This window comes from Collinsella aerofaciens (assembly GCF_028206995.1).
GTDB lineage: Bacteria > Actinomycetota > Coriobacteriia > Coriobacteriales > Coriobacteriaceae > Collinsella > Collinsella aerofaciens_AQ.
Map to the genome: position 1 here is coordinate 12441 of NZ_JAQLFL010000018.1, position 18431 is coordinate 30871.

Annotated in this window: 20 protein-coding genes and 1 pseudogene; 8 read left to right on the forward strand and 13 right to left on the reverse strand. The window is 58.7% G+C overall.

Annotated elements, in window-relative coordinates:
• Window positions 1-39 precede the first annotated feature (39 nt).
• The 5 genes from PMX60_RS09570 to PMX60_RS09590 are packed head-to-tail and all read left to right on the forward strand — an operon-like array spanning window position 40 to window position 3489.
• Window positions 40-630 (forward strand): hypothetical protein, encoded by a 591-nt coding sequence (locus PMX60_RS09570; protein WP_271747728.1) that lies wholly within the window; start codon window positions 40-42, stop codon window positions 628-630.
• A gap of 15 nt (window positions 631-645) precedes the next feature.
• A complete protein-coding gene (locus PMX60_RS09575; protein WP_271747729.1) occupies window positions 646-1128 on the forward strand; it encodes a hypothetical protein in 483 nt (160 codons plus the stop codon).
• Window positions 1125-2324 (forward strand): hypothetical protein, encoded by a 1200-nt coding sequence (locus tag PMX60_RS09580; protein ID WP_271747730.1) that lies wholly within the window; start codon window positions 1125-1127, stop codon window positions 2322-2324. Before PMX60_RS09575 ends, PMX60_RS09580 begins: the two co-directional genes overlap by 4 nt.
• On the forward strand, window positions 2324-2959 hold the full coding sequence (locus PMX60_RS09585; RefSeq protein WP_271747731.1) for a DUF3846 domain-containing protein: 636 nt from the start codon (window positions 2324-2326) through the stop codon (window positions 2957-2959). Before PMX60_RS09580 ends, PMX60_RS09585 begins: the two co-directional genes overlap by 1 nt.
• Window positions 2960-2994: 35 nt before the next feature.
• Entirely contained in the window at window positions 2995-3489 is a 495-nt protein-coding gene (locus PMX60_RS09590; protein ID WP_271747732.1) for a hypothetical protein, read from the forward strand.
• A gap of 22 nt (window positions 3490-3511) precedes the next feature.
• Here PMX60_RS09590 and PMX60_RS09595 read toward each other — a convergent pair whose 3' ends face one another.
• Window positions 3512-3766: a hypothetical protein gene (locus tag PMX60_RS09595; protein WP_271747733.1), complete on the reverse strand. Its 255-nt coding sequence runs from the start codon at window positions 3764-3766 to the stop codon at window positions 3512-3514.
• A 139-nt stretch (window positions 3767-3905) separates the two neighbouring features.
• Here PMX60_RS09595 and PMX60_RS09600 point away from each other — a divergent pair, with 139 nt between their 5' ends.
• Window positions 3906-4337, forward strand: a complete 432-nt coding sequence (locus PMX60_RS09600) for a hypothetical protein (RefSeq protein WP_271747734.1) — start codon at window positions 3906-3908, stop codon at window positions 4335-4337.
• Window positions 4330-7590: a BRCT domain-containing protein gene (locus tag PMX60_RS09605; protein WP_271747735.1), complete on the forward strand. Its 3261-nt coding sequence runs from the start codon at window positions 4330-4332 to the stop codon at window positions 7588-7590. The genes PMX60_RS09600 and PMX60_RS09605 overlap by 8 nt, the downstream gene beginning before the upstream one ends.
• Before the next feature lie 48 nt (window positions 7591-7638).
• Here PMX60_RS09605 and PMX60_RS09610 read toward each other — a convergent pair whose 3' ends face one another.
• The 7 genes from PMX60_RS09610 to PMX60_RS09640 all read right to left on the reverse strand — a co-directional run bounded on the left by PMX60_RS09610 (window position 7639) and on the right by PMX60_RS09640 (window position 12999).
• Window positions 7639-8187 (reverse strand): type II toxin -antitoxin system TacA 1-like antitoxin, encoded by a 549-nt coding sequence (locus PMX60_RS09610; RefSeq protein WP_271747736.1) that lies wholly within the window; start codon window positions 8185-8187, stop codon window positions 7639-7641.
• 154 nt (window positions 8188-8341) lie between these two features.
• Window positions 8342-9109, reverse strand: coding sequence for a hypothetical protein (locus tag PMX60_RS09615; protein WP_271747737.1), 768 nt, complete (start codon window positions 9107-9109; stop codon window positions 8342-8344).
• A 63-nt stretch (window positions 9110-9172) separates the two neighbouring features.
• Entirely contained in the window at window positions 9173-9607 is a 435-nt protein-coding gene (locus PMX60_RS09620; RefSeq protein WP_271747738.1) for a hypothetical protein, read from the reverse strand.
• The gene (locus PMX60_RS09625) at window positions 9540-10340 is read right to left on the reverse strand and encodes a hypothetical protein (protein WP_271747739.1); all 801 of its coding nucleotides are present in this window, start codon (window positions 10338-10340) and stop codon (window positions 9540-9542) included. The genes PMX60_RS09620 and PMX60_RS09625 overlap by 68 nt, the downstream gene beginning before the upstream one ends.
• A 29-nt stretch (window positions 10341-10369) precedes the next feature.
• On the reverse strand, window positions 10370-11677 hold the full coding sequence (locus PMX60_RS09630; protein ID WP_271747740.1) for a hypothetical protein: 1308 nt from the start codon (window positions 11675-11677) through the stop codon (window positions 10370-10372).
• 58 nt (window positions 11678-11735) lie between these two features.
• The gene (locus PMX60_RS09635; protein WP_271747741.1) at window positions 11736-12458 is read right to left on the reverse strand and encodes a hypothetical protein; all 723 of its coding nucleotides are present in this window, start codon (window positions 12456-12458) and stop codon (window positions 11736-11738) included.
• Between the two features lie 16 nt (window positions 12459-12474).
• Complete coding sequence (locus PMX60_RS09640; RefSeq protein WP_271747743.1) at window positions 12475-12999, reverse strand: ASCH domain-containing protein; 525 nt, start codon at window positions 12997-12999, stop codon at window positions 12475-12477.
• 197 nt (window positions 13000-13196) lie between these two features.
• Between PMX60_RS09640 and PMX60_RS09645 the strand changes: the two genes are divergently transcribed.
• Window positions 13197-14441, forward strand: a complete 1245-nt coding sequence (locus tag PMX60_RS09645) for a hypothetical protein (RefSeq protein ID WP_271747744.1) — start codon at window positions 13197-13199, stop codon at window positions 14439-14441.
• A 10-nt stretch (window positions 14442-14451) separates the two neighbouring features.
• On the opposite strand, the gene PMX60_RS09650 is transcribed toward PMX60_RS09645, so the two are convergent.
• The 5 genes and pseudogenes from PMX60_RS09650 to PMX60_RS09665 all read right to left on the reverse strand — a co-directional run bounded on the left by PMX60_RS09650 (window position 14452) and on the right by PMX60_RS09665 (window position 17745).
• A complete protein-coding gene (locus PMX60_RS09650; protein WP_271747745.1) occupies window positions 14452-15030 on the reverse strand; it encodes a hypothetical protein in 579 nt (192 codons plus the stop codon).
• Window positions 15031-15060: 30 nt separating this feature from the next.
• Window positions 15061-15258: pseudogene (locus PMX60_RS10255) on the reverse strand (helix-turn-helix domain-containing protein); the annotation flags it as partial.
• Window positions 15258-15557 (reverse strand): hypothetical protein, encoded by a 300-nt coding sequence (locus PMX60_RS09655; protein WP_271747746.1) that lies wholly within the window; start codon window positions 15555-15557, stop codon window positions 15258-15260. The pseudogene PMX60_RS10255 and the gene PMX60_RS09655, both read right to left, overlap by 1 nt.
• Window positions 15558-15569: 12 nt before the next feature.
• A complete protein-coding gene (locus PMX60_RS09660) occupies window positions 15570-16382 on the reverse strand; it encodes a hypothetical protein (protein ID WP_271747747.1) in 813 nt (270 codons plus the stop codon).
• Entirely contained in the window at window positions 16375-17745 is a 1371-nt protein-coding gene (locus PMX60_RS09665) for a replicative DNA helicase (protein WP_271747748.1), read from the reverse strand. Before PMX60_RS09665 ends, PMX60_RS09660 begins: the two co-directional genes overlap by 8 nt.
• Between the last annotated feature and the right edge of the window lie 686 nt (window positions 17746-18431).

The window sequence follows — 18431 nt, forward strand, 5'->3', positions numbered from 1 at the left end:
CGCTGGGATAGGTCAGATAGCAAGAGAGATGGAGCAGCTATGGCAGAGGACAAGCCGTGCATTTCCGAGTTGTTCGAGAACGACGTGCTGGATATGGAACTCGTCGGCAAAATCTCCCCCGAGTTCATGCTGGGCTGCGCCATCGGTTTCGGCGCGGCCTCGCACGCGGCCGCCGATATCGATTATTTCAGCGATAAGTTTTCCTCCCGAGCTGTTATTGAAATCGAGGAACTGGGCCTGCCAACGCTGCGAAGCGAGTGCCGCAGCGCCGATGATTTTTCTCTCGCCGGAGTCAATCCCGATACGAAATTCCCAATCGGTTTCGTTTCCGTCCGAGATGTGATTGATGCGGTCGATGAATTCGGTTCCGAACACATGAAAGAGACCCTAGCGCCTGCCGATATGGAGCGGGTCGCCTCCAGCCTTGCGGAAGCCGAACAGTGCATCGAGCGGTATGAGCTCGTCGACGGCATTACGTTCAACGCGGAGCTCGAGATGGAAAAAATCGACTGCGAGCGCGATGAGCAGGGCCCTGACGATATCTGCAATGCGAAGAGCGAAGAAGCAGACCTTGTCGAAGATACCGCGATGGGCGAACGTGAGGCCCCTGACAACGAACAAGACAAGTAGCCAAGGAGTCTGAATATGAGCAATAAATCCTGCAGCCTGTTCATCGAGGGCAAAGGCAAGGTGTCGGTCAGCATCGACGAGCACCCGAGCATGCCATCGATGAGCTTCACCGGCCTTCAGGGTCGCGGTATTGGCCGCGTAGTCGAGGAGAAGGCAGCCATCCGCTGCGCCCTGCGCCAAGCGGGTTTCGACATCCCCATGGCAAACGTGCGCATCGATGTAGACCAGTCCGCACATGAGTTCGGCCACAAGTGCATCGATAACGCCTGCGCACAGGGCATCGCCATCGCGAGCGGTCAGGCGGAGATGCCCGCCGGAGGTCGTGTCAGTGCCGTGGAAATCGAAATCGACGGCTCGTCGCTCGGCTTGGAGCCGGCTAAAGACGGGCTGGAGCGAGGTCTCGATGACCTTTGCGATGAGAAGCAGACTGAGGCCGATCTCGTCGAGGGAAACAAAGATCGCGAAACGCGATTTGAGAGTAAGGAGACTGGGCGATGAGTGAAATCGGATGCATCAAGGTCGATGTCGCGATGAGCGATTCTGAGTATTATGCGCACGCTCCCCATGACAGCGTCACCCTGCCGATGGCACCAAGCGATCTGCAAGGGGTCATCGACAAGGTGACCCGCTTCGGCTCGCATGGATACGAAATCAAGGACATCCAGACTTCCGGCGTAATCGACAAGCTGCACTTCGACGAGGACGAGAACGTGAGCCTGCGGGCTCTGAATGCCATGGCGGAGTGCGTCAAGAGGAATCCCGACGTCGATTACGATGCGGTTCGCGATTACTGCGACAACTTCGATGTACCGGTCGATCCACTCATGGTCGGCAACGTCATCATGCAGGTAGGACAGATTCCGTATACGAGTTATTCGGTTGATATCGATAACGAGCATCCAACCCCCGTCGACCTGCAACGGGCATACGGAATCACGCTTATCGACCGCGCTTCCGAGGAACTCGAAACCTGCTTGGTCGACAACCGGCTTCCCGATGGTGCCAAGGCGAGCCTCGCTGGAGTCATCGAGCTGCTCGCGAACGTACCTGCCGAGGCATTGGGTGCCAAGATGGAGTCAGGTGGAGAAGTCTGTCTTACACCCAGCGGCATCTTCGACCGCAATTCCGTAGGCGTCGAGTTGATGAAATTCGATTTGGATGAGCTCGAGCAGGCAGCTTTCGAGGGCGACCGCGACTTCGCGGCCGACCGCATCGTCGTCTATGCCGAGAGCCGCAAGATGGCGGAGGCGGGCGTCGATATCTCGCAGCCGCTGACGCTGCCGATGGATGCAGGCGAGCTTCAAGATGCCCTCAAGGTCTTCGCGGATATGGAGGGTGTGGAGCCGAGCGATATCGTCATGTGCGACTATGAGCTCCATGGGCGGTTCTCCGAGTACTCTTGGCACGACTTCGGCACGGATGACCCCATCGCCGACATGAACCGCTTCGCCCAGATCGTGGTGGACCATCCCGACCTCAACGTGGGGGAACTGTTCTACTACAACGACGATCATGAAATCTACGACATCGGAGACATTATCCATGTGGCAGAGCATTTCGATGAGAGGCTTGCGGAGCAGGGTCGAGAATTCAACCTCGATGAGCTCGGGGAGTCGAAAAGCGACGAGGCCGAGTTGGTAAACCGCGACACCGATAAGTTCGAGGGCAATGCCCTTACCGGCGGTGAGCGCTGATGGATACGTTGCGTGCAGTCCTAGTTCCCGTAAATGCCGAATGCCGCGAGATCGAGTTGCCGATCGATGAGGATGGAAACTGCGGTGATGCTTTGAAGGAACTCCTCGGCGCGAGGGTCACCAATGTGTCGAATAAGCTGCCCGATAAGTCCCTTGGCGAAGCCGTGTGCGTCTACGTCAATTCGGCCGGCCGCTCCGCCTGCCCGGCAAACCGCGCCATCTGGGGTACCAAGGAGATGACCGACGAGGGGCGCGAGTCTCCCCTGACCGGCCAGACCGTCGTAGCCGGCGAGCCGGCCGATGTGCTTTATGGGGATATCGTCATCGTGGGCTATGACCCCTACGAGGGTCTGGAATGCTCCCTGACCGATACTGAGTGCAGGGATGTCATCGATTTGTTCAGCGGGCGAGGCGGCCCGTATTCGGGTGTCTCTGCGCTCGGTCTCGTTCAGAGTAAAGAGCTCGACCGTGAACTCAAGGAACGTGCCGAGTGGAACAACGAGTCCTCGCAATTCGATGAGATCATCTGCTACAAGAAAGACGAGGCGGCGCTCTATAACCAGCGCCTCGAAGAGGAGTACCGCGACACATACGATGACTACTGGCAGAACTCCTACGACGATACGGAGTGGTAGCCATGGGAGCCGTGAGTTACGGGCAAGGCGGTTATGTGGGAACTTCCATGAGCGTCCGCGCCCAAGAGGCATATGAGTCGGGCGAGATGCCGATGTCCAAGTGGACGCGCGGCGCGATCATCTCCGCCATCAAGGACTACTGCACCGACTTCGACCTCGCCTACGATCCGGAAATCGAGACGATGAGCAGGGCGAAGCTCGCCGAGGCCTATCTCGAATATAAGTCATGGCACCATACGGGGCGGTTCGCACGCGAGACCGAGTTCTTCGGATTGAACGAGGATGCGGTCTGCGCGGACTTCCCCGAGATGACGCCGGACCAAATTGCCGAGCGGTCGCATGTGGTCTGCTTCAATGCCTTTCGCGACGGCATCGGCGGGGACACCGAGTGGCACGATCTCGATCTCGATCTCGACCGCGTGGCCGAGCTGTTCGATGAGCGGGGGCTGGATGGCTTGCTCGAAGCAAAGCGTGACGAGGCGGAACTATCCGGCGAGCTCGACCCTGTGAGGGACGAGGTCTGCCGATAGACAGATTAGCCGGACTCGCCCCCTATATCCTACCCTGCATCCTGAGCAAATCCTCCATCGCCTTGGCGAGCCTCTCGGCCCTTTCCTGCTCTTCCCTATCGGTAAAGCTGCCCTCCACCCGAACGTAGGGCGAATGCTTTCGATAGCACTGCCCGAGGTCGGGTTCCCAGGTGGCGTAGCTCTGGGCGAACTTCCTGCGGGCAATCAGGTCGAGGATGCGATAGACGATGTAGGCGATGGCCAAGAGGGCGACCGCCGCCATAAGGATATAAATCACCGAGTTCCTCCAAATGGATATCAATTCGAGCTCATTCTAGCAGGTTCGACGGCGGCTGTTGCCGCTGCGGCAAGTCGGGGCATCTCTATCGCGTAATGAGTATCCTCGGAAAAAATCACAAGAGAAAGCGGAGGATGATATGAAATCCAATCCTTACGAACGTCTTCTGAACCCCGATGTCCTCAAGGGAGGGCTCGTGGCAAGCCTTTTCGGCCTGTTGCCGTCCATCGGCACCGGTGCCTTCTACCTTATCGAGAATCTCGCTCACGGCATCGATCTCGCCACCGGCGGCCGCATGGGCGAAAATCGAGTCTCCGCGATGATTTCCATTTTCAATATCAATACCCTTTGGCTTCCACTCACGGGTTTTCTCCTGCTAGTCCCGGCTGTGAGAAACAATAGGCTTTCCGCGCTTGCGATCGTGTTGGTTCAAGTCCTGGGAGCCGTCATCAACTTCTCACGCGGTCTATACACGGAAACGGCACTCGAACTGGTCGTCGGCGCGGTCGCGTTGCTCTGCAGCCCGACCGTCGCCTCTCTTTCCAACGGTCTGGGGGATACAGATGAGTAAAGACAACAACAAGGAACTCGCTAAAGACCCGTTTCGGGACTATGCCTTCTCTCGCCGAGGATTGTTCGCGGCGCTGGCGGTGATAGCCGGACTCGGTGCCGTTCCCGCGCGATCGGCGCTGGCAAATGAGTTGGTGTTCCGCGGCGACCACATAACACCCGGCAGAGGGGCTTTCGGGCAATCCTTCACCTCCGGCGACTATATCCACTGCATCACCCATCTAGACCGCACCACCAATGCCAACAACTATGGTCTCGGATATGCCTGCGGATGGGTCCCCTGGGTCGCCGCCGACATGTTCACATACCAAGGATGGAACTCCAGGTACCTGCAGGCGATTCGATATTCGCTCTGCCTGCTCGTCCAGTGCGATTACTCCAACGAACTCTACGACCATATCAGGGCCCATCCCTATATGGCTTGCGGTGACATCAATCGCCAAAGCCCTCGCCGCCTTTGGAAAAACATCAATATGGACGATAACCACGGCATCCTCTACCTCAACAACGCCCAACTCTCGACCTTTCAGGGCGATATGCTCAACTTGTCGGCGGGAGAGCGACAGAGTGTAAATAACTCGGATTGGATTGATGTGGGCTACGACGATTATGCCTACACCAAGCCCGATTTCTTCTTGCGCCGCGCGGCAACTCCCGCCGTGAACACGTTTCGAGCCAAAGTCGATATCAACAACGTGATGAGGGACAACAAGGACGGCCAGGCGCCGTATGAGAAGGACCTCAGGAGCGTCACGGGCAACATCGATATCGATACCGAGCAAATCGTCATTCGCAACGACGTGACGCTCTATGGAGGAATCTTCAAGCTCGCACCGCTCGCCATGCCCAATGCGCTAGTCGAACTCACCCAGGGCGGATACGGAGCCGACGGGAGGGCTTTCACGCAATGGGGCAACGGGCGGGGACTCTGTTTCTATTTCGACTATGAGGGAATCAACCAGATGTGGGCCTTCAAGCCCTACCTCAGCGACGGCGTGGGGACCTTCACGTTCGCCCTGGCCTCCCTCGCGGGACCCAACCTCGTGCACACGCTCAACAACTGCGGGCATATCGATGTCAATCATTCTTGGAAGAACGGCTGCATGGAGACCGGAAGTGCCGTCATTTGGGATATCCGCCCCGCAGCCGGCAGGGAAAACTCCTGGTGGGTCGGCCATGAGCCGTCCGTCACCAACGAGACCGACCACACGTGCTATTTCATCACCTCCGACGCTGACGGTCAGCGCCTCGATACGTGCGGGGCATCGGGCAACGGCGGGGCGGTCCGCGTGTCGAGCTATGCCTGCCCAGGCGTATGGAGGGACCAGCCGAACGCACAGTTCAAGCTCGTCGAGGCGCGCTGCGGCGGCTATGTGAAAAACAGCAAGAAGACAGCCAAGATCGGCGACAGCGTCACCTGCATCGGCTTCATGCCGGATTCAGACGAGACCCCCACCCTCACCCCTAGCGCATGGCTGCATAACGTCACGAACCGAAAGGAGCTCCCGCCGCAGCCGATGTACCGCTGGTACGTGACGCGCGAGATGCTCGATGTCCCCGACGACGGTGACGCCGTCATCATGGCCCACTGCTCCGTCTCCACATGGGGAAAGCAGACCGAGGCCCCGGCACACCGACATATCGGCTACCCGCACGGCGGGCAATCGATCTACGGCCTCGCCCTGCATGTGGAAGGGTCGCAGTTCGGAGGATCGATCTGCTATGCCGCGAGGGCCTGTGGCTCCTCGACTTGGGAGACGGGCCGCGACGGAGCCGAGGTCTGCGGCTCCCCCATCGCCGAGGTCAAGATCTGGCTCACCGGCGAGCTGGCCGAGAACTACGACCTCTGCTACCGCTCCATCCCGATTGACGGCAAGTGGAAGGATACCGTCTATTCCAGCGGCCTTGCGAACAATGACGGCACGGCTGCGCCCGCCTGCGGCAGCCACGGATCGGCGCAGATGTGCGGCCTCAACGTGCATCTCATCCGCAAGCCGCGCGGCGGCCGCGTCGTCAAGGAATTCTCCTTCGATGACACCATCAAGGTGACCGAAGATGTCACCAGAGGCGACGATGCCGTATGGCTCTGGTCGGCCGCGATGATGGGCATCACGACCGTGCCGGCAGACGAAAAGCGTTTCTGGACCGATCGCATGCTCGGCACCGTGGTGGTCGGTGAGGGCATCGACCAGCACCACAATCCGCCAACGAGGCTCCAGTCGGTCGTTCACTTCATGGTCGTCGACACACTCGGCGATACGCAGGAGGTGCATACCGTCTACATCACCCTTAACAGCACGTATACGGCAAGTGAGCACCAGGATGACTTCTCGGACGCACGCGCGGCGCTCGAGCAGGTCATGCGCGACGAGGGGCAGGACATGAGCCTGCTCGACAAGTGCCTGGATGGTTGGTACGAGGGCGATGCCGATTGCTCGGATCCGAGCATCTTCAAGGGCGGGAAGTTCGTCAACAAGAAGGTCAACGGGGACTTGTATCTGTGGACTCGTGTGAGAATGGGAAAGTTTTATTTCTACAAGGATGGCACCGACAAAAACCATCTCCTGTATAAGTCCCAACGTTATCTGACTGGCAGTAATTTTGTTTTTCCGGCTGAGCTTGCCAAAAGCGAGCTTGAACCTACCTGCAACCTCAACGACCGTTTCGGAATCAACCCTTCGACCGGCTTCACCGGCTGGCATCTGGATATGAAGCTGAGTGATGAAGCGATATCTAATTGCACGGCAGGCAGCGGGATCACCGCATTGTACGGCCGCAACCGCTGCACGCTGCGCACGGAGTATGCCCCCGGTTCGGTCGCACTCGATTCCAGCTGGGACATGAGGGTGCTGCCCGAGGAGGGCGCCGAGGCGCATCCCGGCTTCATTCCCACTTTCACCGAGCCCAAGCATAAGGGCTACGATGCGAAGGGAAAGGAATTCGAGCTGGCGGCGATCGGCGACTCCGGCGAGGGTCATACGGCATACTACTGGGACGAGCTCGCCCGCATCACGGTTCCCGCGACCGCGTACCGCAATATCGGCGGCGGGCAGTGGCGCACCTATAAGTGCGAGGCGTGGCTCGACGCGGACGAGGCGAATGCGGCTGCAGAAGTCTCCGAGACAGACGTGTCGGGACGTTCGCGCTCCCGTGCGCGTGCCGCGAGCGCGGTCAAGATGACCGCCGACACCGTGCGCTACATCCGTTGGACCGAGGTCGTCTCGGATGGCGTGGTGGGCGTCAGAAGGAAGTAAGTAAGGGGGCGGAGATTATCTCCGCCCCCCTTATCGTTCTAATGGGTTTTATGCCGATTTGAAGATTTTCTCGGCCTTCTCGATAGCGGCCGAACGCAGGAACTCAGATTTATGCATCCCGCACGCGGCGGCCGCCCTTTCGATGAGGTCGGCACCCGTTTTCGGACACTTGAAGGACAGGTTGGCGTTGCCCTCCCCATCGGAAAGCCTAGGGCGGCCGACGCGGAGTCTCGTCAGGGTTCCCGTCCAAGAGCCAGATTCATACTCCGCGCGCTCGCGCTCGATGTCCTCGTCCGTGATCACGGTTCCGTTTGCAAGCCTGAACTCCATTAGCAACCTCTCCTTTTCGCGGCCTCGATCTCCTTCAGCGTCTTCTTGCTCGGCGGCGTCATGGCGTGATAGACAAGCCATGACGCCGCCGAGCAAGAAGACTCCGACCATCTCGATATACCGACCATGTGGGTCGTAGCCAGTCCTCATCTCCTGTTCCCCGGGTTTGCGAACGGCCGCGAAGCGGTAGTTCTCCCATGCCGTCTCGACATCGCCGTCATCGAGTTCGGGGTGTCGCTCATGGACTCTTTGGTGAATGCGGACCATGCCCCTCCAATCGTTTCGATAATATTCTACTACCATTCGGTAGTAGAATATTCGACATTTAAAAATAGAGTCTATTCGCCAGCCGTTCATCTCGAAAGACATGTCGTTCAACTACGACCCGATGCTCTGGGACTTCGAAGTCAAGTCCACTTACCTAAGGCAACCGCTGTGCCTCGACATGGAAGGCGGGACGGCCGTCTTCGAGCAGTTTGTCGGCGAATCGGTTCGCAAGGCACGCCGCCTCCAGCGTATCACCCTCGCCAATGTAGGTTCCGCCCTCGGCGGCGGACATCCAGTCTTCGAGCCGCCCGGCGGCCGAATCCATCCAGCCCCTGCGGTGCAGTACCCCGCACCCGATTGCGTTGGCGAGAATGTCCGGGAGCGCCGCCGTCGGGTCATCTTTGCCGCCGAATGCCGAGGTGGCGGCGAGAAGGCACTGCCCGACCGACCGCGCCGCGCGCCTGGCGACGTGGTCGGCATTCATGCGGTGGCAGCGCAGCGCACTCGAGGCGATTGCCGCGTCGGCCCTCGCGGAGGCGAGATACCTGTCGGCGGGCTCGATTGCGGAGTCGGGGCGCCTGTATATCGGCGTAATCGCGCGGTGGATTGGGGCGAGCCTCGCCCTCTCGCATTTATCCAAGCAGCAGTCTACGTCCCTGCCGAGGGCCGCGACCAAGTCGTAGGCGAATTCCTCGCACCCCGTGGCTGCCCACGGGACCAGCGGCACGCCGAACCTCCTGTCGGGGACGGCAATCAGCTCGACGCTATCGTCCCCGCTGCCGTCGGTATACGGCTTGATGAACACGGCGAACCTGACGTAGGGTCTTGTCGCGAACGTCTCGGCGACGGCACGAGCGATATCCTCCCTCTCCTTAGCGGGAGGCGAGACTTTGCGCCTGCAGTCTTTCAGGAAGTAGGTCATGCGATCGGCTTCTCATCGAATGGTGCGGTATGTCCGAGGCCGTTTCCATCAGATTCAATGGAATCACGACCTGACGTGTGCGGCGAATTGGCGGAGCTCGTCATCGTCCATATCATCGAAGTGCAGCAACTCCGCCAACGCCGCCCTCTGTTCCATCAGGTACCTGCCGCTTGGAGACTTGGAAATCGTCTCCAAGATGAGCTCTGGGGCGAGAGCTGGGAAATCCATGCCCTCGGGAGCTACCAAAGAGATGGATTCATCTGCCCCGAATTCCTCAGGCGCGTGGAGGCGGATATCGAAATCATCGAAGGTGAATTCACACACGGTCCCGTCCTCGGTGCCATTCAGCAGGAGGAAGTCCAATCCGTATGGGATGGCATTGCTATCGATGCCTAGGGCGACAAGCCCGGCCTCGTGGACTGCGACCAAGTCACTTTTCCGGATCTTCAGTTTCCGGCAAAGCCTTGCCATAATCTCGTTCAGGTGTTCCTTGGTCATTGAGCCTCTCCTGAATCATTTCCAGTGTCTCGATATCGGCATAATCCTGCGGCCTGCTCGAGAATGACAAATCGAATTTGAGCAATTCAATTGTTTTATTCTTCATCTCGAGTAGCGTATCGACCTTCGCGACGGGAACGGCGATGTCCTCTATCTGAAGATACTCCCGGTCCAAATCATCGAGGACTAGTCCGTTCAGGCTTCTAACCACATCGAAGTCGGGATAGTCGTTCTTACCAGAGAAAGTTTCTGGACCGCAGAAGGAACAATTGACCAAAGCTTGGTCTTCCTCGGCCAGCTCGTCGAACGCCCCATCTCCGAACATCTCATCGTATGCCGCCTTGGCGAATTCACCATCGCTACCGAATGCGGACAAATACGCCTTGGCAAAATCAACGTTTGTGTATTCATCGCCGAACATGATGTCTGCATCGTGAGTCGCCCTGAACCTGTTGGAGTCTCGAGCCTTGTCCATTGATTGGAGTAGGACCGCCATCCCACCGACTACGCAATAGTCGGTCCCCTGCTCGTTGAGTTTTCGAAACATGGGCAGGAAATCAGACACCAAGTCTTGGGCAGCCCTGTAAGGACCCTCATTTGATTCTGGTGAACGACTTTTCGAAGGATTCCCGCTTCCGTTCGAGCCGCCTTCGAAGCCTCTCGATGTCGACGCTTTCAGGTCGTCTGATCTGGTTCCGCCTACAAGCCCATGGATAAAGGTACGTAGCGACATAGTCTACACCTCTTTTCGTCTCAGGCATCCTACTTGGTCACCCAGCCGTAGACGGCGTCGTGGTGGACGGTCTCGGTCCAGGCCGCTTGGTCGGTCACGGTAACGGTAACCTCTTGGTATTTGGGTAGACAGCTGTACTGAAGTCCGTTATCCCAGCAATATTCAGAGCAGGCATCTTCGCTATCGAATAGTGTTCCGTCATCCGCCATATACTGCACACCGACCTTCTGCTTTTGGGTCTCAGTGTGGGTTACGGCGGGGTGGTACACCTGCTCGTCCCATGCGGGGGTCACAATGCCCCAGACCTTCTCGGGCTCGGCGGGCTTGGAGGGCTTGGGGGTTTCGGAGCCGGATCCGTTGCCGGAGTTGCCGCCGGAATTGCCAGGGGCGGAGGGCTTGGGCGCGGGCTTGTCGTCCTTGTTCGAGCCGGAAGACGGCTTCGAGTCGTTCTTGTTCGAGCCCGAGCCGGAGGGCTTGGACGCGGGCTTGGAGTCGTTCTTGTTCGAGTTGGATCCGGAGGGCTTCGATGCGGCGGCCTGCTGGACGGTAGAGCTGCTCGGCTTGGACACGGGGGCGGAAACCGTGCTGGCATCCGGATTCTCGCGCTTCGCCTCGATGAGCTTCTTAGCCGCGGCACGCTCCTCCTCGGGGAGCTTCTCGATCGCAGCTTCGACGGCCGCGTCATCGGTCATATCGACCTTGGCGAGGCTCACCTTGACGGATGCGCCCTCGCCCTCGACCACGAAATCGACGGCATCGGGCACCAGCCAGGTGGTCTTGCCGTCCTTGGCGGTCGGGATGGAGGTGACGTTCAGCGCGTAGGCGCCCTTGGGCAGGTCGACGGACGCCTCCTTTCCAGGGACGATGTCGCCCTTCGCGGCCGATTTGCCATTCGCGTCCACGACCTCGTAGGAGAACTCGCCATCCCCCTCGTTCCAGCCGCCCGCCTCGAGCGTGACGGACGCGGGATAGGTCTTCGCGTCCTCCTTGCCGCCGACGATGGATGCGACGGGGGCGTTGTCGGGAATGTTCACCGCCTCGTGGTTCAGCGACAGGCCGATGCCGAGCGCTGCCACAATGGCGAGCGCGACGCCGCCGGCGACGAGCTTGCGCTTCAGGCTGCTGGAGCTTTTCGGTGTCTTGGGTTCATCGTCGGCAGAGTCGGTCGAGTCGGGAGCCGCGGCATCTTCAAGATCTTTGGCAATCGGGAGCTCGGCGGTTACGTCGGCACCGGTCTGGTCATCGGGGGTATCCATGAGTTGGGTGTCCTCGATATCGGCGTTGAAGTCTTCAGAGTCGACGGGGTTGACGTTCTCGGGATTGATGTCGGTATTCATATTAGGTTCCTATCTGGATCGGATATCGGGTGATTATAGAAGGGCGTGCGGACAGGGTCTAGATGATGGCCATGTCGTGGCTGATGGGGCTGTACTGGTAATGGGGCAGGAAGTACTTGAGCGGAAGGCATCGACCGTACGCCAGACGGTACGAAAGGGCGGCACGCTTGTAATGGCGGACGATGAAAGCGTGGTCTTCCTTCAGGCGCTCGACGCGTGCCTTCACGACCTCGTCCTCCATGAACAGCTCCTGCGGCATCTGGATCATCTCGTAGTGGTACAGGGAGACGTACTCGCAGGGCTTGCCGCCGGCGCGGGAGCTTCCCGCAAGTGTCTCGACGGCACTGACGTATGCGTGTTTCTCCGTGAGGAATGCGAAGCCGCGCCTATCGGGCGAGCTGACGGGGACGCACTTGATCGTCTTGGTCAGGCGCTCCTTCCGAGTCAGGTCGGATCTCTTCATCCAGACGGTGGGCATGTGGAGGTCGTTGCCGTCTTCCCCGTAGAGCTTCACCAGAATCTCGCGGCGGTACATCACGCGGTTCACCATGATGCAGAAGTCCTCGATCTTCTTGGGGACATGGCGGCGGGCGTGCCTGTAGACGTACTTGATGGAACCGCGGTCGAGGCGCCACCAGGCGTTCGGGTTCGTCTTGATGTTCCAGACGTTGAACGCACGGAAGTGAAGCATACGCTTGCAGACGACGAAATAGATGTAGGTGAATAGAAGAATACCGGCCACGTTATAGGGGTCGGAAAGGAAGAGAACGATGGCTTGCATGATGCACTCCTTGAAGTTAGCAACTGAGCGGTCGCTCCGCGTCGGACGCCGCCTCGGTCGCCACCTCGGCGATACTGTCCAGACTGGGCTGCGCGTGACGTTTCATAATCTGGGAATTATAACCTTCAGGATAGGCGGTGTCGAAGAGATCTGCGTAGGCATCGAGCGGATCTGCGAATTTCTGCCCACTCTTGGCTGTCCTTTCGATTTCGGATCGAATGGCATCCAACGTTCTCTGGTCACGGACAAGTTCCAAGGAGAGCGTCACATAGCCCTCCTTCAGGCCCTTACCGTACATTGCAAACGTGATTTCGTAGAAGCGATAATGTAGCAAATCGCGCTCGCCATCCGTGGTCATGGAGAACTGGACATCCGAGGACTGCATCGGCAGCACGCTGAAGCGAAGGTAGTCCCCCGCATTATAGCCTCGTCCGTTCAGGCGCGTTATCGCCTTGAGCCTGCCGTCCATCAGCGGCGCCACGAACTGCTCGCGAATGTTGACCGCATGCAAGCGGACCTTCGGCTTAGTGAGATCTGACATCGTCAAACTCCCGTACGATGCGCCTTGGGGAAGCGCATCTATCTATTGGTTACGACCCTAATGATAACAAAAGTAAATCACGCCGTCAAGTTTATAAAGGATTATCGCCGCGCCGTCTCGCTTCTTTCGTCTCATTCGACCGATCGGCAAAGATGACGGATACGCTCATAAATAGATTCGCGATATAAGGAGGCACCATGCCGAAAGACAATAGCAAGAAGGCAACCCCGCTGCCCGGGTTCGATTTCCTGAAGAAACTCGGTCTGGGCCGCGTGAAGCGGGTCGATCCCGTGGATTCCGATCTGCAACCCGTGCAGAGGGGGCAGGTCATCGGCACCGTTTCCAAAGACCGACCCGATAAAGTCGAGAAGACGGTCATAGATATCCCCTACTCGAGCGTCATCTCCTCCGAGGCCGCGACTCGGCGAGACGGTTCGGCCGTGAAGAGCCGCTACGGTCAGGATATGACCCGTATCGTCATACGCCTGCCCCGCAAGATGGAGCTGGACGGCTACAGCATGGATGGCCTCAGGGTCGAGATCGTCAACCCCGATAAGTATCTGGAACGCGCGGAGAAGACGGGCATCCTGCAGGCGGCATTCAACGATTCGCGACCCCTGAAGCTCAGCGGCTTCAAGGACGGCCGCGCCATCGAGCTGACCGTGGGACAGGATAAGATCGGCGAGTTCGTCGGAAACCTCGAGAAGTGTTGTGAGGGGCTCATCAACATCCCCACGGGCAGGGACGCACAGATGGTAGAACGCGACGAGCATGCAGCGACGAAGGATAAAAGCCGCGAGGGTGCCCTGCGACCGGCGGATAAGAAGGAACAGCCCGCCCCCGCACCCGTCAAGAGGGGCGCTCCCGATGAAAAGAGACCCCTCGATGGGCAGTTCATCGGCACCAAGAACCTTGCCAGGGACATCAAGTTCGATAACCCGAAAGTCGTCATCCCCTACGGCAACATCCTCGGTAGCGAACCCATGTCCGACAAGGACGGCAAGGTAAAAACCAACCAGTACGGACAGGTGCTCAATTCGGTCACCATCTCGCTTCCCGAGGGCGTGAAGGTCGGCGGATACAGCCTCGGCGGGTTCACCACCAAGGCGGTCGTGGTGGATAAATACCTCGATGCCGCCGCAGACAAGGGTTCGCTCCAGATCATGTTCAACAGCAGGTACGACCTCAAGCTGTCCCGCGATGACGGCGACGGCAAGACCTACGTGACGATTGGCCGGGATAGAGTCGGTGAGTTCGCCAAATCGCTCCGCGAGAAGGCAGACTCGATCCTTGAAAAGGATGAGAAGGAAAATAATAAAAATAATAAGGAGAGTGAGGAATCTCTCGATGAGATGATGAGTGACAAGAAAGAGGAGGCCTCCCTCGTAGCGGCCGATACCGCGGAGAGGAAGACCTCCGATAGGGAGACAAACATCCGATAGCCCGAACGGTCTATCGGTTCAGCGAGGGGTAGAACCTCCCGAGCGTGGAGATGAGTCCCTTCACGGCCTCGACCGCATCGCCAGGCGCGGCGTAGACTGACCAGATCCCAGAGAGGAATACGGCCTGTTCGGTCGCCTGCTTCAGGGCGTCCGCTTCCTGATTCGTCTCCAATTCGATACCTTCCGGCCCCGCAATGGAAAACGCGACGGCCACCTCCTGGGAGTTGGGGCCCGTGCAGATGGGGAGCGCCCGCACGACCAGCTCGCGCATCGTATCGCAATCGAGCGAGCGGCTGGCTAGGTAGTCCTCGTCCGAGATGTTGGGGCTCAGCACGCCGTCCAGCCCGTCCTCGATAAACGTGATCGACATGTCCCTCTGCATCTTCTGGTCGAGAATCCTGTCCGCATACCCTTTCGCCTCATCAATGGAGTCGAACCGGCGGGCGAACAGCTCGCAGGCGGTGTCGCCCTCGAGGATTCCCAACTCGAGGGTTCCATCCTCTGCCGGTGCGATTCGGGCGACAAGCGAGCAGTCATCTGCCGTACGCCATGTCGTATCGCCCTCGGTCGTCCAAATAGATTCGTTCATATCCGATTCCTCTCGTTTCAGTCCCAAAAGCCAGTCTGCCGAGATATCCAATTCCCGGCAAATCTTGAACAGGGCAACAGACCCCGGCAAGCGCTTGCCGTTCACATAATGCGACACGCTCGCCTGCGTCGCCCCAATCCTCCTACCCAGCTCGCGCTGGGAGATGTTCTTAGCCGTCAATGCCCGTTTCAGGCGCCTGTGCAGCCGATTGAGTCCAGTCTCATCCATCAATTACCCCACAGTACCTCCTGCACCTCATCGAGAAGCGCCGTCAAGGCATCTTCCTCGGACTTATATCCCTCAACGAACCGTTTCATCGGACCGGCGTTCCAGTAACCGGATTGCGTCGAGGAGCGGATATACGGGCGCCAGACAATGGTGTTATCGTCCACTTCGCTTCTCTCGATAAAACCGGTAGTTGCACGATCGGCATCGATCGAGAACTTGAAAACAGTGTGCCCTTCAGTCCTGGTCGGTTCTACCAGAACTACTCGGGAACAACGGGGCCGGCACTTCACGTCTTGCATAAATCTTCTCCTCTATCTGTACATCGGGTGCTTGTTTTGCTCCAGGTAGGCGACGAGGCTCCAAGGCTCCCTCGCCGCGGCCTCGCGGCAGCGCTCTTGGCATCCGGCCCACTCCCCGTTATTCACGAGCGCGGTGGCGACCTGTTCCCCGCGCTTCTTAAAGAACATCAGGTAGCCGTCGGTGACCACCTTGCGGGGAACCTCGCAGATGCGGAACCTCTTCTTTCCGTTGATTCCGTACAAAAGGCTGGACGACAGGACCGACCACTCGCCCACCCCGTGGCGGCGCATGCCCTTCGGGCCGTCATAGATCCTGTCCTCGGCGAGGATGATGACGCGGTCGCCCAGCGCGACCCCGAAGCCCTCGCCGTCCTTCCGCTCTTCCCATCCCTCGCCCTGCCGAACGGTCAGCTGGTCGATGAATAGCCAAAGATGGGAGTCGACCGGACACCATCTGCGGGTCTGCTCGTTGTACACCTTGACGAACGACAGCATGATGCGGTCGATGGTCGCGTCAGGGTCATCTGAGGCAAAGCGGACATCCGTGGCGATGCCGCTCAGGATGTGCGCCTTCACCTTGATCGAGCCGTCGGAGAAATAGCTCGTCCCGTTTTCCACCGCCTCGCGCGTGCTCTCCGACTTAATCCTCATGTTGTTGAGCGCGATATTGCGCAGCGCCCATTGGTATGCGAGCGCCTCGCGCGGCATGAGGATCGGGCGGTCGAGGAATGCAAAGCCCTCGTCGATTGTCTGGGCGTGAGCGTCCGATTCAAGGCAGCGGCCGACAATCTTGTTGGATTTGCGCCTAGTCTTCTTCTTAGTCATCGCGGGTCTCCTTCCTGGGTCCCACTTCGTAGAATTTCGTGCTCGTCGGGACGAACAGCATGTCGATATCGCCCGTGGGGCCGCTGCGGTTCTTCGCGACCGACAGGATGACCTGCCTCGAGTCCGACTTCTCGTCCTCCACCTCATCTGGATCGCGCGACAGGAACAGGACGGTATCCGCGTCCTGTTCGATAGAACCGGACTCGCGAAGGTCGGACAGGCGCGGGGCTCCCGGATGAAATTCGGCCGCACGGCTCAGCTGCGCCAACGTCACGACGGGGACACCGAGCTCCTTGGCGAGCACCTTGAGCCGGCGGCTGATCTCGCCGACCTCGACCGCTCGGTTCTGGAACTTGGCGCCATCTGATGCCGATGAAATCAGCTGGAGATAGTCGATGACGATCAGGCCGCGGCCTGCGCCGCGCATCATGCGTGCCGCGGTCGCGCGGATGTCCCCCATCGTCACGCTCGCCTTGTCCTCGATCTCGATGCCGTTGCCCGGTATGTCACAGCAGGCCGCCGCGATGTCGTCCCATGAGGTCTTGGGGATGGTCCCCATGCGGAAGTGGGAAATCGAGACGCCCGACTCCGCGCAGATGATCCTCTGGGCGAGTTCCTTTCCGGACATCTCCAGCGAGAAGATGCCGACCTTCACGCTCTGACGTGCCGCATTCAACGCGAGCGTGAGGGCGAAAGAGGTCTTTCCGACCGCAGGTCTGGCCCCCACCACGATGAGCTGGCCTGCACGGAGGCCGGCCAGCATCTCGTCCAAGGTCGCAAAGCCCGTGTTCACGACGGTGGAATCGAGGGGGACTTCATCGAGGTGGCGAACCTCGTCCACGGCCGTGGCGAGAAACGACGAGATATGGCGGTAGGGTCGCATGTCGCGGCGCTCGGTCACCTGCGCGACCGAGTTCTCAATCTTCGAGACGAACGCCTTCATATCGGTCGGGGTCTCGTAGGCCCTCGCCTCGATCTCGTTCATGGCCATGACGAGCGACCTGCGCCTCGAGGCATCGATGAGCCGGTCATATGCGGTTTGCCAGGACAGCAGGGGCATATCGGACTCGAACATGCACAGGACGGCTTTCTCTCCCCCGGCCGCGTCCAGCTTGCGGCTGGATTTCAGGTAGTCGAGCAGGGACACCTCATCGATCGGATAGTTCGCTTCGTGCATGGCACGGATGGCGCTAAACAGCGTGCGATGGTCGGACTTGACGAAATCGTCCTCGAGCAGCATCGGGAGGACGTCCTCGCGAACGTCCTTCGAGCGCATGCAGGCCGTCAGGACGATCGTCTCCTGCTGCGGGGCGATGATGGGGCTCGCCGTCTGGGCTTTAGTTTCTTCGGTTTCAGTCGGCATGACGCGCACCATTTTGGAAACGGGATGCACGCGAACCGTATAGATTCTGGGGCATGTTGTCATCTTCCTGTTCTACAGGGCGCTTGGGGTACGCCCTATCGATAAGTTAAGTATAACAGAATGATAACGCGCCGTTATCCCAAAAAAGGAATAACGGCGCACCGAAAGGAGGTCATAGCTATTGTAGGACAAATGAAAAGGCGCTTTCAGTGAAAGCGCCTAGGGATTTTTTCAAGATTGCAGACTGAAAAAGGAGATCACCCCTCGGCTGGCGTTCAAAACCAACCGAGAGGATATACTCCGCGAGTGATTCATCCTACGGGATGAATCCTCTTACCCAAACGGAGTACCATTCCTTGAGGTGCTAACTCTCGTTCCCGTTCGGTGGTTCCCATAATATGCAAGATTCCACATATGCGTAATGAAAATCTAGGATTCATAAAGTGGCGACAATTGGCTGGGCTTGAAGGGTTCTGGCGCTATTCCTCAAAACTGAAAATAATTCGATTTTGAGGAATAGCGCGATTTGGTGACGGCGCATGAGCGCCGGAGGAAAAGGAGTAAGAGGATAATAAGAATAATAAGGAGAAGGATAACATTTGTGTTTAATGCCAGGCCTTCGGGAGGATCACGCCGGGGGCCTTATAGTTGAATTCCTTGTGGTTGGCGCTCACTGGGACATTCCA